The 14,720-nt window shown below is 54.7% G+C and carries 10 protein-coding genes and 4 pseudogenes; 7 read left to right on the forward strand and 7 right to left on the reverse strand.

Going from position 1 to position 14,720, the window contains the following annotated elements; translation table 11 throughout:
• Positions 1 to 322: 322 nt before the first annotated feature.
• Positions 323 to 1,642, forward strand: a pseudogene (locus C816_RS13455) (recombinase family protein); the annotation flags it as partial.
• A gap of 140 nt (positions 1,643 to 1,782) precedes the next feature.
• Here the strand turns inward: C816_RS13455 and C816_RS13460 are convergent.
• From C816_RS13460 to C816_RS13475, 4 genes and pseudogenes are all read right to left on the reverse strand, one after another.
• Positions 1,783 to 2,259, reverse strand: a pseudogene (locus C816_RS13460) (recombinase family protein); the annotation flags it as partial.
• Positions 2,259 to 2,507 (reverse strand): hypothetical protein, encoded by a 249-nt coding sequence (locus C816_RS13465; protein ID WP_016322948.1) that lies wholly within the window; start codon positions 2,505 to 2,507, stop codon positions 2,259 to 2,261. The pseudogene C816_RS13460 and the gene C816_RS13465, both read right to left, overlap by 1 nt.
• 4 nt (positions 2,508 to 2,511) lie before the next feature.
• Positions 2,512 to 3,459: a MobV family relaxase gene (gene mobV, locus C816_RS13470; protein WP_016322949.1), complete on the reverse strand. Its 948-nt coding sequence runs from the start codon at positions 3,457 to 3,459 to the stop codon at positions 2,512 to 2,514.
• A 5-nt stretch (positions 3,460 to 3,464) separates the two neighbouring features.
• Complete coding sequence (locus tag C816_RS13475; RefSeq protein WP_016322950.1) at positions 3,465 to 4,334, reverse strand: ParB N-terminal domain-containing protein; 870 nt, start codon at positions 4,332 to 4,334, stop codon at positions 3,465 to 3,467.
• Positions 4,335 to 4,573: 239 nt separating this feature from the next.
• Here C816_RS13475 and C816_RS13480 point away from each other — a divergent pair, with 239 nt between their 5' ends.
• Complete coding sequence (locus C816_RS13480; RefSeq protein WP_256378421.1) at positions 4,574 to 5,368, forward strand: helix-turn-helix domain-containing protein; 795 nt, start codon at positions 4,574 to 4,576, stop codon at positions 5,366 to 5,368.
• 304 nt (positions 5,369 to 5,672) lie between these two features.
• Here the strand turns inward: C816_RS13480 and C816_RS25685 are convergent.
• A pseudogene (locus C816_RS25685) lies at positions 5,673 to 5,831 on the reverse strand (helix-turn-helix domain-containing protein); the annotation flags it as partial.
• A 162-nt stretch (positions 5,832 to 5,993) separates the two neighbouring features.
• Between C816_RS25685 and C816_RS13485 the strand changes: the two are divergent.
• Together C816_RS13485 and C816_RS13490 are read left to right on the forward strand one after the other, a co-directional pair.
• Complete coding sequence (locus tag C816_RS13485) at positions 5,994 to 6,224, forward strand: hypothetical protein (protein WP_160572973.1); 231 nt, start codon at positions 5,994 to 5,996, stop codon at positions 6,222 to 6,224.
• A 22-nt stretch (positions 6,225 to 6,246) separates the two neighbouring features.
• Positions 6,247 to 6,615 (forward strand): annotated as a pseudogene (locus tag C816_RS13490) (cell division protein FtsH); the annotation flags it as partial.
• Positions 6,616 to 6,681: 66 nt separating this feature from the next.
• Here C816_RS13490 and C816_RS22845 read toward each other — a convergent pair.
• A complete protein-coding gene (locus C816_RS22845) occupies positions 6,682 to 7,029 on the reverse strand; it encodes a helix-turn-helix domain-containing protein (RefSeq protein ID WP_242832220.1) in 348 nt (115 codons plus the stop codon).
• A 288-nt stretch (positions 7,030 to 7,317) separates the two neighbouring features.
• On the opposite strand from C816_RS22845, the gene C816_RS13500 reads away from it, so the two are divergent.
• Positions 7,318 to 9,735 carry an efflux RND transporter permease subunit gene (locus C816_RS13500; protein ID WP_242832203.1) on the forward strand — a complete coding sequence of 806 codons (2,418 nt, stop codon included), beginning with the start codon at positions 7,318 to 7,320 and terminating at the stop codon, positions 9,733 to 9,735.
• Entirely contained in the window at positions 9,728 to 12,970 is a 3,243-nt protein-coding gene (locus C816_RS13505; protein WP_016322957.1) for a hypothetical protein, read from the forward strand. Before C816_RS13500 ends, C816_RS13505 begins: the two co-directional genes overlap by 8 nt.
• Before the next feature lie 599 nt (positions 12,971 to 13,569).
• On the opposite strand, the gene C816_RS25690 is transcribed toward C816_RS13505, so the two are convergent.
• Positions 13,570 to 13,806: a DUF6718 family protein gene (locus C816_RS25690; protein WP_081646354.1), complete on the reverse strand. Its 237-nt coding sequence runs from the start codon at positions 13,804 to 13,806 to the stop codon at positions 13,570 to 13,572.
• Positions 13,807 to 14,039: 233 nt separating this feature from the next.
• Between C816_RS25690 and C816_RS13510 the strand changes: the two genes are divergently transcribed.
• Positions 14,040 to 14,651: a DUF624 domain-containing protein gene (locus C816_RS13510; protein ID WP_016322958.1), complete on the forward strand. Its 612-nt coding sequence runs from the start codon at positions 14,040 to 14,042 to the stop codon at positions 14,649 to 14,651.
• Positions 14,652 to 14,720 lie beyond the last annotated feature (69 nt).

Here is a 14,720-nt window from a genome sequence, read left to right on the forward strand (position 1 = left end):
AGTGACATATCAGCTTGGACGGGGATTGCTTTGTTTCCCGATGAAATCCTAAAGCGTTCTATACGCTATACTCTGCACAATGTTTCATCGGTTCGGATTGTACAGAGCTAAGTCTCTTCACTCGTTTATCAGTCAAACGGAAATTCATACTGGCCCCTCCTTGGGAGTTTTTGAAACCTGAGTAAGGTTATCATATTTTGGCGCATTTGTCAACACGCAAGTCAATGTTAGACAATCTCTCCGCAAAAATGATACTTTTCGCCTGTTTCGCAAAGTGTTGTCAGCAACTCCGCTCTTATAGTTTTGTGGTCTTGTCCATATCAGTGACGTCATTTTCCCTTCCCTCGGATGCCGGTTCGTATCGGTTCTGGACTGCCTGGACAGCGAGGGGGACAACACCGATATGCTGCACTTCCGCAGTCTGATGAATGACTACCATCTCAAGGACCTGTCCAGCAAGGTCAAGTCAGTGCTTCATGCCAAGAAGAAAAGCGGCCAGTATCTTGCCGCCTACGCTCCCTACGGATACCGCAAGAGCGAGGAGGACAGACACAAGCTGGTGATTGACGGGGAATCCGCCGCTGTTGTGCGGCAGATATTCCAGATGCGTCAGTCCGGCATGGCCTATGGGAAAATCGCCGCCGCCCTGAATGAGAAAGGGATTCTCCCTCCCCGCTGGTACTGGGCGGTCCATTACGGAAATGGCAGCTGCAAGTATTCGCGGCTGTGGGCTTACGCAACCGTCCGAAGCCTTCTGAACGATGATGTTTATGCCGGTACGCTCACACAGAACTGCACCGGTTCCCGTTCCTATAAGGATAAGACCATGATAAGGAAACCGGAATCGGAATGGATTTCCCATGAGGGCGCGCACGAGGCGATTATCGGGCCGGAGCTGTGGGAGGCTGTCCAGAAAATCAATCAGGCGGCGAAACAGATTTCCGCTAACAATACGCCGCCCCAAGCATCTCTGTTTACCGGAAAGCTGGTCTGCGCGGACTGCGGGCATCCTCTGGTTGCCGCCCGCGAAACACAGCGCCGGAAAAATGGCACTGTCAAGCACTATACTTCTTATTTCTGCTCCCGGTTTGCCACTACCGGACACAGCATCTGCTCCTGGCACCGGATTTTTGAGATCAGCCTGAAAAACCTGGTGCTGAGTGAAATCCGGGCGCATGGCAAAGCGGTTGCAGCCGATGAAGCCGCTGTACTGGATAAGCTGAAACAGCACATCCAATCCGCAAGCGCCGCGCAACAAGAGGACTGCCGACAGGAAATCAGCCGTTTGCGGCGGCATTTGGAGGAGTTGGAACAGATCACCGCAAAACTTTATGAAGATAAGGTAAGCGGGGCAATCAGCGGCGATTCCTTCTCGGTTCTGATTCAAAAGAACGAGCAGGAACGCATCCAGAAATCGGAACGCCTGGACAGCCTGTTAGCCGGGGAACGGAAAGCCCAGCAGGACATCGCCAATATCCACCAGTGGGCCGGAACCATCCGGCAGTATCTGGACTTGCAGGAACTGAACCGGGAAATCATTGAGGAACTGATTGACCGCATTGAAGTTGGAGAACGAACCGTCATAGACGGTCAAAGACACCAGGACATTAAAATTTACTACCGCTTTGTTGGGCTGGTGTGATCGGGCAAAAAAAGCGCCTGACCGCATCAGCAGCCAGACGGAAACATTCTGTAACAGCAGCGATATTTGATTGTTGCACACTGATTTGTCGAATTGGAGAGAAATTAGCAGTTTACCCCTCCCAAATGCCTCGTGTTCTTAAAAAGATTACGAAACGGGGTGAAATCATTGTCTCCACGCTCACTGTCCACCCCATCATTGACGGCAATGAATCGCACATCATAGCTGGGAAAAACGATTTCCGTATAACGACCGACCTGCAAGTAGTCCCGTCCAAAACGGCTCATGTCCTTTACGATCCAAGTGCCTACTAAGCCCTGCTCCACCAGAGAAAGTCCTTCCTGGACCCCAGGCCGGTTGAAGTTCGTCCCGGTATAGCCGTCATCAACCAACACACGGATGTTAGTAAAGCCTCGTTCTGCTGCATATTTGGTTAAAATGGACCTTTGATTTGCAATCGAATTTGACTCGCCGTCAAGGGCATCCTCATTACTTAAACGACAGTACAAAATAGTGATTTTCTGCTGATCCACGTCATTTTCTCCTTTCTTATGTGGGTCAGCTGACAGTACCGTAGTGCATGGATCGATATTAACATAACTTTTTGCATTTGTCATTAGGAAATCGACCCGTTCTCTGAAAAAATGAGGCGCTTGACCTTGTTGGCCAGCGTCTCATTTCCATCACACTCTGTTTTGACGATGTACCAAGTATTTCCGATTTTCCGTTCAACAATGTCACAGAATGGATTCTGGGGCTCGTCCCAAAGACCAGCAGGAGGGAAAACCATAGGCTCATAGCAGGCACAAAGGTCAATAGGTTCATACACATAGCTCTTGAAATATTCGTCAAAATCAATTATCATTCAATTACCTCTCAAATTGTTTTGTATGATGCTCGCTTTGGTACGCTTGTAGGATTTCCGGTGGGATATGATCCACTGTCCGGCGCAGTTCCTCCAGTTCTTGAAGCTGCTGCGACACCTCCAACTGGCGTTTGATGCTCTCCTTGCTGGAATTGACTTGCTTTTTCAATCCAGTGTTCTCAGCCTGGAGCGCTTTATAGGCGGCATCATACTTCCGCATCTGCGTCTGCATCCGCTCTACGCCGGGGATGTACTGCTCCAGCAGGGCCTCAATCTCAGCACTTTTCTTCTTGGCGTTGAGAGGATTGACCTCCCCCAGCAACTTCATCAGCATATCCCGCTGGCGGTTGAGATGTGTCGCCTCCTTGAACAGACGGGGCGGAATGTGTGTCCTGCCAGTTTCGCTGGCACTTTCGCCCCGCTCCAGATCAGGATACTTCCTGACCATGTGTTTCCAAAAACTATCCTGCCACCATGTCAGTTTCTTCTTGTTTCCGACAATATCCTTGGCACTCAACCGCTTGTCCGGTGTCAGCGGGACAAAGGATAGGTGCATATGAGGCGTTTTCTCGTCCATATGAACCACGGCGGAGATAATCGTACTTTTATCCTGATGTTTCGTAATAAAACGAACCGCTTCTTCAAAGAATGTCCGAATTTCAGCCCTTTTCTTCCCTTTGAAAAACTCTGGGCTGGCCGTCACCAGGGCCTCGACCACCCGAACGCTGTCCTTTCGAGTACGGCATCCGGCCTCGGCAATCTGTTTCTCAGCCTCGGCACGGTATTTCCGCTCTGGCTGGACAAGATGGTAATTGAGATGACTGCGACTAACATCCACATCGGGATTACTGGCGTATTTCTCCTTTTTTCGCTCGTTATGGGCCTCAATTTGCCCGATTTCCGGTCCCTTGTACTTGGCAAAGCGGAGAATGGCATACTGCGGCTTCTGCATCGCGCTCACCGCCTACCCTCAAGCTGTGCCGTAAGCCTATCCGCCGCTTCACGCAGCTTATTGGCTTGAATTCGGGCGGTTTCCGTCTGTTCGTCAGTAAAGTCAGGACTGGCCGCAAAAAGCGAGGAAAGCCGCTCAAATTCATTAAGAATCAGACTTGAACTTTCCATAAAGCTGTCAAAGGATGAGGGAGTATCAGTCCCGGCGGTTTCCGGTTCTCCCTGCTTCAAATATGTGTTCACCGATTTGATCTCGCTGGACAGGAACTGCGCGGCGCACTCAGCCTGACGGTCCGGCTCCAAGCGGGCCAGCTTCATCAGCTCACTCCGGGGAGGCTGTTTATCCATTTTTTTGAGAATCTCACTGGCTTTCGGTGTCAGATGTTCGGCCAGATACAGGTGGCGCTCAACAGTCCTAGTCGAAACACCCAGCTTTTCAGCGGTATCTTCCACAAAAGATTTCACTTTGGGTTCGCACGACACATTGTCGCTCGAACGTTGGTGATTGCTCACATGGCCGGGACGGTTCCGGGCAATCGTCTCTGGATGCAGAGTTTCATAGAGTTTCTTCCGGCGGGCAAGCAGACTGCTCACTTCTGTGTTGGTCAGACTTCTGCGGATCACATTCTCGTCGATCTCCGCCAGTTCCGCCCGGATGCTGTCAATACTGCATACAGTACATTCGATTTCAGCCCAATCCAGCAGCTTCGCCGCTTCCAGCCGGTGTAGCCCGGCAATCAGGGTGTGGCTGCTGTCAACTGTGATTGGATTGAGCAGGCCCACGTCGGCTATGCTTTTAGATAACTCGTCGATATGGGTTGGGTCGGCCTCCCGCCGTCCGGGGTTGATTTTGATTTCGCTGATTGGAATACGCAATGATTTGATACCTCCTAAATTGATTTGGCAAATGTTATTTGCGTATTTCAATATACCGGAAAATCGTCTATAGCCTTTAATTCCTGCATAAATGCCCGAAAAAACAAATCAGCCAGGAAATCCTGCAAAAATGCAGTTTCCTGGCTGACCCCAAATTATGATGTTATTTTACAATATTCGACATTCAATCGAGCAAATATATGGTAAGATAAGCAGAAAGGGGTGGATATATGGCGAATATGTTATCGGATACTACGGGACGCCGCATTACCGGGCTTCGTGAACGTGAGGATATGACCTTGGATGAGTTAGCGGCTAAAATCGGCATCAACGCCACTACACTGGGCCGCATAGAGAAGGGCCAGACGCAGAAGATCAACAGTGATGTGCTGGTGGCGCTGGCGCGAGAGTTCAGCGTCTCCACTGACTTTCTGCTGGGCCTGACCAGTATCCCGGAGCGCAAAAACTATGACGTAAGTGAGTTGGGCCTCTCAGCACAGTCGGTACGGAACCTTTACACGCAGAGGGTCGATACAGATGTGGTCAACCGCTTGCTGGAACATCCACGATTTGCCACGCTGACTGCTATGATTGCACAATATCTGAACGATACCCTTGCCGCTGGAGCAGCTGTGCAGAACCAAATCTTTGCGTCTATGAGCGAATTGCTGGTGGGTGCAGGGCAACGAGAGGTGGCACAAGCTGTCAATTTGTCCAAAGTCCCACCTCATCAAGTAGAACTAACAAAAATCCAGACTGTGTTTATGAATATGCTGAAAGAAATGAAACATGATGTCGGTTCAGACCTGGGAACTGCCAAAAACGTGACAAAAGAAGTTGTTGAGCGGATGATGGATGAGTTGTCAAAAGGCCAAGAAGCACCATTGACTTCCATCACGCCAGATCAGGTCACCGATGCCATTTTACATACGGTGGGCGATGAAATTGATCGGGAGAAGCTGGCAGAGCTCCGGCGTGGGCTGGTTTCGCTCTTTGAAAATCTGCCCAAGGCAAATGATACAAGCGGCCAGTAAGTGGCTTTACTTCGCGCCCAGACGGGTGGCTCGCAGGCCCGATTATCGGCCCGCTGGCGATGTCGCTGCGGCGGGACGGGGGCTGTATATACCTTTTGTCCCTCCCAAAATCAGGCAGTGGGATGATTGCTGCCGCTCCATCCCACTGCCTGATTTCCTGGTGCGGGAAAGTGACTGCGCCAGACCGCGCCGCCCCTTTCCCGCGCCAGCCGGGACAAAAGGTATAACACACTAGACTTTCTCCGAAAGTCGTGTGCCAAGAGGGGAGGTCTCCCCCCTTGGATTCCCCCTCGTCTGGAATATATTCAGCAATATCTTCCAGACGGCAATCAAGGACCGTACACAATTTGTTCAGTGTCTTGGTTTCCATGTTGTCGTTTGCCCGCAAGCGCCGGATGGTCTTGCTGTCGACACCGCACTTTTCCCTTAATTGGTGTGTGGAAAAGCCGTTTTCCTTCATCATATCCCACAGTTTATCGGAAATAAGAAATAGTTTTGACTTTGCAATTTGTTTTTGTAAAATAATGCTTATATGAGACGGCCCGGAAAGGAGAAATTAGAAATGTAAAAAATCGAAAAGCCCCAAAAGCCTTTGATCCTCTACTGCTTTATCGTCTTAGTGGTCATGATCCTGCTGAATACCCTGCTGTTTCCCCGCCTGATGCGCCAAGAGATCACGCAGGTGGACTACGGCACCTTCCTCACCATGCTGAAGGTAGCCGTGGCCCAGGTGGAGCAGGACGTCATCTACTTCGTTGACACCTCCGAGGAGCCTGGCCTGTACGCCAGATCACCTTCCATGACCCCAGCCTGGTGGATCGCCTGTGGGAGAGCGGCTGCGTGTTCGACAAGGTGAGGCCAAAGGAGATGAACCCCATCCTCAGCTTCTTCCCGACCTTCAGGGCCGCGAGGCCATCCTAAAGGTTCACGCCGCCAAGGTGAAGCTGGCGGAGAATGTGGACTTTAACACCATCGCCTGTGCCGCCTCCGGGGCCTCCGGTGCGAAGTTGGCCAACATGGTCAACGAGGCCGCCCTGCGGGCCGTACGCCAGGGACGGAGGCTCGCCACCCGGGAGGACCTCCAAGAGAGCATCGAGGTGGTCATTGCCGGGTATCAGAAAAAGAACAAAATCCTCTCCGACCACGAGCGGATGATTGTCTCTTACCACGAAATCGGCCGCGCCTTGGTGGCGGCGCTCCAGACCCACTCCGCCCCGGTGGCGAAGATCACCATCATCCCCCGCTCCCTTTTCAGTCACCTTTGAGCGTAAGGTTGTCCGCACGGGCCGCAAACCAACCCCCCAAAGAAAGCATCACTTTTTCTGCCTTTCCTTCAACCGCTGTAACTCTATATACTCCACAACAGCTTCTCTTCCATGTTCGCTTAAAGAAAGTATATCCTGCACCAGCTTCTCACAAGTACAATCACGAGTGACATATACCATCTCCAAAGGCTTCTTTTCATCATAGGAACACCGCCCGATTAGATAATCAGCAGACACACTATAGTATTTTGCCAGCGTGATAAAATGCCGCAGCGGAAATTCATATTCTCCCGTCTCATACTTGGAATAATGCTGCTGAGAAATTCCCAAAACGGCTGCTATATCACTTTGAGAGTAATCGTGATCTTCCCGCAGTTCCCGAAACAATTCCATCACGCTTTTCAATGTCAGTCCCACCTTTTTCAAGGAACGTATCATACATATATTTCTATGTATTGATTTTACTTATTCAATCATGTATAATACATATAATTCAATGTAAAAAGGGGACGATGGAAGTGACAACATTATCTTTCTGTTGACCACTTGCATTTCCTTGCATTTCCAAGAAAAACAGAGTATCATTGTCTATCATAGAGTTTGAAAGGAGCGTTCAGGTTGAGCAGGCACACAGTAGAAGTTTCGGAAAAGCAAAGCCCGATGGAACGGATTGCGGCTTTTATTGTGGACAAACGCAAAGCCTTTTACCTGTTGTACATCGGAGCAGCTATTTTCTGCGTCTTTTCCAGCGGCTGGGTGGCGGTGAACGACGATCTGACCAGCTACTTGTCTGACACCACCGAGACCCGGCAAGGGTTGACCGTGATGGAGGCGGAGTTTGTCACCTTTGGCACCAGCCGCATTATGGTGGACAATATCTCCTACCGTCAGGCGGAGAGCTTGGCGGAGCAGATAGAGATGATGGAAGGTGTAAAATCGGTGGAGTTCAACGGTTCCAGGGACCACTACACCAACGGCTCCGCCCTGTTTTCCATCACCTACGACGGGACCGCCACTGACCCGGTGAGTCTGGAGGGATTGGATGGTGTCAAAGCCCTTCTGGACGGGTATGACGTCTATATCACCGGCGACACCGGCGACTCCGCCTCTGAAAGTCTGAACGCCGAGATGCAGGTGGTCATGGTGATTGCCGTGGTCATCATCCTGGTGGTGCTGCTGTTCACCTCCCACACCTATATGGAGATCCCGGTGCTACTTATGACCTTTGGCATGGCGGCACTGATGAACAAGGGCACCAACTTTATCTTTGGCGAAATATCCTTTGTCTCCAACTCGGTGGCGGTGGTCCTCCAGCTGGCCCTGGCCATTGACTACGCCATCATCCTCTGCCACCGGTACACCGAGGAGCGGGAGCAGCTGGAGGCCCGGGAGGCGGTGGTGGCCGCCCTGAGCAAGGCCATTCCGGAGATTGCCGGCTCCTCCATGACCACCCTGTCCGGCCTGGGGGCCATGTGCTTCATGCAGTTCGGGATTGGTCAGGATTTGGGCCTGGTGCTGATGAAGTCCATTGTGCTCAGCCTGCTGGCCGTGTTTACCCTGATGCCCGGGCTGCTGCTCAGCTTCAGCAGTTTGATCGACCGCACCCACCACCGGAATTTTGTGCCCAAAATCACCGCCTGGGGCCGGCTGGCGGTGAAAACCCGTTTTGTCATGCCGCCCCTGTTTGTGGTGCTTCTGATTGGCGGTTTTGTGTTCGCCAACCGCTGCCCCTACGCCTACGGGCAGACCGAGCTGACCACCTTCCGCCAGAGCGACGCCCAGATTGCCCAGCAGCGGGTGAACGAAACCTTTGGCCGGGTGAACACCCTGGCGGTTATCGTGCCCAAGGGGGACTATGAGCAGGAGGGCCGGCTGCTCCGGGAACTGGATCGTATGCCCGAGACGGACACGGTGCTGGGCCTGGCCAATGTGGATGCCATGGACGGCTATGTCCTCACAGACCGGCTGACACCCCGGCAGTTTGCCGAGCTGACCGATCTGGATATTGAGGTGGCCCGGCTGCTCTACTCCGCCTACGCCGTGGACCAGGAGGACTACGGACAGGTAGTTTCCGGCCTGGACAGCTACGGCGTACCCTTGATTGATATGTTCCTGTATGTCTATGACATGATGGACGAGGGCTACATCTCTCTGGACGCGGACATGACTGAGACCATTGAGGACCTCCACGTCCAGCTGACCGACGCCCAGCTGCAATTGAAGGGGGAGAACTACAGCCGTCTGGTCTTACAGCTCAACCTGCCCGAGGAGGGGGAGGAGACCTTCACTTTTCTGGACACTCTGCATGAAATTGTGGGCCGTTACTACCCGGAAAATTCCCTCCTGGTGGGCAACTCCACCAGCGATTTTGACCTGTCCGCCTCCTTCGGCAACGACAACATGCTCATCAGCATTTTGACCATCGTATTCGTCATTCTGGTGCTGGTGTTTACCTTCAAATCCGCCGGGCTTCCGGTGCTGTTGATCCTGGTCATCCAGGGCAGTGTCTGGATCAACTTCTCCTTCCCTTACTTACAGAAGGAACCCCTGTTCTTCCTCAGCTATCTGGTGGTCAGCTCCATCCAGATGGGCGCAAATATTGACTACGCCATTGTCATCGCCAACCGCTATGTGGAGCTGAAACAGACCATGTCCCTCAAGGATGCGGTTATCGAGTCGCTGAATGAGGCTTTCCCCACCATTATTACCTCAGGCACTATTTTGGCCTCCGCCGGCGTGGCCATCGGCCTGCTGTCCACCACAGCCTCCATCGCCTCCATCGGCGTGTGTCTGGGCCGGGGCACGTTAATCTCCATCTTCCTGGTGATGGGTATCCTTCCCCAGATTCTGCTGCTGGGCGACACCATCATTGAAAAGACTGCCTTTACCCTGAAGACCCGGCATCCCGTCCAGACCCACACCGGCAGTCTGCTGGTGGACGGCCACGTCCGGGGATACATCTCCGGCATGGTGGACGCCGATTTCAGCGGCATCCTCCATGGCAGCATCAATGCGGCGGTGGCAACGGGGGCTGTCCGGCCGGAGGAGCCGCCCCAACCAGCGGCAATCCCTGCGGGAAAGGGGGCGGATTCTCATGCGTAAACGTGTCGACCGGCTGTTCCCCATCCTTCTGGCGGTCTGGATTCTGACCTCGCTGGTCCTGCCCGCCTGGGCCACGGAGGAAAGCACTGTCACCATCTCCAACGTAGCGGACCTCCAGCGTTTCGGGAAAAACTGCGCTCTGGACACCTGGTCCCAGGGCAAGACTGTTACCCTCACCGCCGACCTGGACCTGAGCGGGGTGGATTTCACCCCCATTCCCACCTTCGGCGGCACCTTTTTAGGCCAGGGACACACCATCTCCGGGCTGTGTCTCACCTCCGCCGGTTCCACCCAGGGGTTGTTCCGCTATATCCAGCCCGGCGGGCTGGTACGGGACTTGACCGTCAAGGGTACGGTGGCCCCCGGGGGTACCCGCTCCACCGTGGGAGGCATCGTGGGCAACAACGCAGGAACCCTGCAAAGCTGTGCCTTTCACGGCGTGGTTCAAGGGGATGCCACCGTGGGCGGCATCGCCGGATACAACAGCATCACCGGTGAGATTACCGGTTGTTCCGTCTCCGGTTCTGTCAGCGGCAAGAATATCACCGGCGGCATTGCGGGCCGGAATTTGGGGTTGCTGCTCAAATGTGAAAGCAGCGCCGGAGTGAATCTGACCCGGAAGGAAACCAATGTGGACCTGATGGACGCGGATACGGCTGCCATCCTGAAGGAGCGGGCCGCGGCGGACGACGAAACCTACCACCTGCTGGACGGCTGCTTTGATACCGGTGGCATCGTGGGCTATTCCAGCGGCGTGGTGCAGAGCTGCGTCAATCGCGGCACGGTGGGCTACCCCCATGTGGGGTACAACACCGGCGGCATCGCCGGGCGGCAGGACGGCTATCTGTCCGGCTGTACCAACAGCGGCACCGTCTACGGACGGAAGGACGTGGGCGGCATTGTGGGCCAGGCGGAGCCCTATGTGCTTGTGGACCCTGGCCGGGACACGCTGGAGCAGCTGCGCCAGGAGCTGAACACCCTGGAAAACCTGATTAACCGCGCGCTGGACGACGCGGAGCGCACCGGAGACAGCGTCTCCGCCCAGCTCAGCGCCATGGGAGACTACGCCGGCAGCGCCAAGGACAGCACCAAGGAGCTGCTGGACCGGGTTTCCGATTTTACCGACGAGAACATCGGCACCATCAACACCCTGACCGCCGACATCACCGGCGCGCTGGACAAAATTTCTCCCGCCCTGGACGATCTGTCCGACGTGGGCGGGCGGCTGGAGCGCCTGTCCCGCCAGCTGGGGGACGCTTTGGATTCTCTGGGCGGCGCGGTGGACACCGGCGATCGGGCCGCGCGGGACCTGCGTCTCGCGGTGGAGAAGCTGCGGCAGTCCGCCTCCGGGCTGACCACGGCGGTAAGCCGGCTGGAACGCGCGCTGGACGCCTTTCAAGGCTTTCTGGAGGATTTGGGAAGCGGCTCCATCTCCGTCAGCTCTCTTCTGGCGGCGCGGGAGGAGCTGCGTCAGGCATTCCGCGCCCTGCGGGGAGTGGGGGATGATCTGGATGATGCCCTGTCTCAGCTCCAGCAGGCCCTGAGCCGCTCCGGCGCTCTGTCCAGCCAGCTGGGAGACGCCCTGGATACACTGGAGGAGGCCTCTGACACCTCCGCCGTCATCGGGCGGCTGCTGCGCCGGGCGCTGGATACCATTGGCGATGCGGTGGATACGCTCACCGAGGACGGTCCTGCGGAGTTCACCCCCCTGGGGGAGGACTTCCGGCAGGCCGGCGACAGCCTTTATGATGCCATGAGCGGCCTGCTGGAGGAGATGGACGGGCTGAACAGCGCCCTTCAGACCGGGAACGGCACCCTGACCGCCGACCTGCGGGCCATCAACCGGCAGTTTAACGCGGTATTCACCCTTCTGCTGGACGCAATGGATGACGCCAGGGACACCGCTGAAGGCGGCCTGGAGGGCATCATTCAGGACACCTCCGATGAGGACATCTCCGCCACCCGGGAGGGCAAGGTGGCGGACTGCTCCAACCTGGGAACCGTGGAGGGAGACCGCAACGTGGGCGGCATTGCCGGTGCCGTGGCCATTGAATTCGACCTGGACCCGGAGGACGACACGACCGGCCGGTTCTCCTTTGGCAGCAGCTACGAGACCAAGGCGGTGCTGATGAACTGCGTCAATCGTGGGGCCGTCACCGGCAAGAAGGACTGCGTGGGCGGTCTGGCGGGGCGCATGGACCTGGGTACTGCCTTGGAGTGCCAGAATTACGGCCCGGTAGCCAGCACCGGCGGGAACTATGTGGGGGGTGTGGCCGGCTATGCGGACGCCTCCATCCGCAGCTGCCATGTCAAGAGCACCCTGTCCGGAGAGAATTACGTCGGCGGCATTGCCGGCTGGGCCAGCCGTCTGCGGGACTGCCGTGCCATCGTCACAATCGAGGAAGGCACGGAGTATCTGGGAGCCATTGCCGGCGGCATAGAGACGGATGGGGCGCTGTCCGGCAATCTCTTTGTAGACACCGGCACCGCCGGGGTGGACGGCGTCAGCTACGCGGGGCGGGCCGAGCCCATCCCCTTTAACGCGCTGAGCCAGCTGCCCGATATTCCGCCAGAGTTCACCGCCTTTACGCTGACTCTGGTGGCGGAGGAAAAAACGGTGGCGCAGATTCCCTTCCTCTACGGGGAGGACCTGTCCAGGCTCGACCTGCCCCCTGTGCCAGAGCTGGAGGGCAATTACGGCGTCTGGCCGGAGTTTGATGTCTCCGGCCTGCGCTCCGACCTGACCGTGAACGCGGTCTATACCCCTTGGGTTACTGTGGTGGCCAGCCGGGAGCTGTCCGGAAAGCTGGCCCTGGCCCTGGCGGAGGGACAGTTTACCGGGGACGCCGTTCTCCATGTGACAGACAGCGTCCAGGTTCCGCCCCAGGAGGCGGGGGAGCAGGCCGTCGTGTGGGACGTCGTTCTCGCTGGAGCGGAGCCAGAGGATTCCGTTCCTTTGCGGCTGTTAAGCCCTGACAGCGGTACCCATGTCTGGCAGTATCAGAACGGCCAGTGGCAACAGGTGGAAGCCGTCCAAAACGGACAGTATCTATTGCTGACCATGACCGGAACCCAGGGCACTTTCTGTATCCAATCTACTCGGAGCGCCCTGTGGCTGATCCCCGCTGTCGTGGGCGGTTTGGCTGCCTTGGCAGCACTCGTGCTGATTGCCGGCAAACACAAGAGAAAGGCCGCCAAGGCTCAGAAAGGAAAAGAGGAGCCAGCATCGAAATAAAATGCCCCGCTCGCTGGATAGACTTATTTCATCTGGCAAATCGAATACCGGCAAAAAGAGCAGGGGCGCAGTACCGGCCTGGACCATATTCTGCCGCTATAGACTCAAAGCCGCCGTATCACGGAGAAACGTGATACGGCGGCTATTCCTACTCTGAATCCACTATATTCCAGCCACCGCGCGGCGCAGAGAGCCAGGCAGACGGGACCGATGGCACACACTTGCTTGGTAAACTTCTAATAAGCACAAAGATGGGCTGTGGATAATTTATAAATCCATAACCCATCTTGCGCTTTTGCACTACGAATTGTCAGCCAACAGTCTCCTTGCGTGAGTTCCTTACCACTATTAACGCAACCCCTTGGCGGTCTGTCAACTTATCATGGTACGCCAGACTGGATTCGAACCAGCGGCCTTTAGAGTCGGAGTCTTCTGACATCCAAAGTGAAAAGGCTGTATTTGCAATGCTTTCAGCGATTCTGCACAAATTTCAGGCTAAACAGATAAACCGGTAGAGTCCTTGTACCGCAATGATTCTATCGGTTTTTGCCTATTTATCAAAACAGTAGTCAAATAGTAGTCAGCGCTACGAAGCACGTTCAAGCACCCCGGTTCAACTGACTTACCCGGTCAATGAATTCCTTCATATCCTCAATATAGGAATAAGGTGCATATTCCGAATAAATCTCCGGAGAATCCAAGATAACGATTTGGACACCTTCCGCCCGCAGGGCCTCCAATGTTCCCGGCAGACAACGGGCCTCGTTCGGCGTCTTGCAGAGATAGGCATCTCTTTGGAGATACCTTCCACCACGATTTGCCTTCTGAACTAGAATTTATCTAACTGAAATCTTGCCATAAAACCAGGCGGTGAATCAAGTCGATTTTGAGGCCATTTAGAGTTTGAAAATCAGCTTCTATAACATGCAAAGTATCTTGATCAAACATTCTGCAAGAATTTTGATATTTTCTATTGAACGCTGATATCCTGCACAAATATATTCCTGTAGAATAGAAGACACTGGTTGAATTGGCAGAAAACACCTGGCGGCGGTAGGGAGGCTTCAACATGAACATGTCTGGCCCAAACAGCGGAATCGCACGGTTTTTAACCAAAATCTGCGACCTGATTTTTTTGAACGTGGTCTTCATCCTTACCTCCTGCACCGTCGTCTGCTTGGGGGCGGCGGTCACGGCCCTTTACATGACAGCGATGGAGCTATACCGGGAAAGGGACTGCACCCCCGTTCGGGATTTCCTTCGGAATCTGCGGAAAGTCTTTACCGCCTCAACACCAGCGGCGGTACTGCTGCTGGCGGACCTGACGCTGCTGGCTGTCCTTTACCGGGTCCTCTATGCCGAGACGCTTCTGTTTCCGCCGGAGTTGTTTGTGCTGTTTTGCATCGCTGCTGTGATGTTGACAGCTATCCTGTCCTGGTTGTTTCCACTCCTGGCCTGTTTTGAAAATACCTTTTCCAGGCACCTCGGGAATGCCGTGCGGCTGGCGCTGGCAAATCTTCCGGTCACGTTTTTTATCACGGCGGTCAATCTCCTTCCGATCCTGGTTCTTCTGTTTCTGCCGCAGTTTTTTGGTGTCTTCCTGGGCGTGTGGCTGCTGATCGGGGCCGCGGCGGGGGCCTATGTCAATCTCTTTTACCTGCGAAAAATATTCGAACAATAGCAAGACGATTTGGGCCTTGTTTGAAAAATATCAAAACGCCCAAACGATGGATATTTTTCCGCCACTCTG

It is taken from the genome of Oscillibacter sp. 1-3 (assembly GCF_000403435.2).
Taxonomy (GTDB): Bacteria; Bacillota; Clostridia; order Oscillospirales; family Oscillospiraceae; genus Oscillibacter.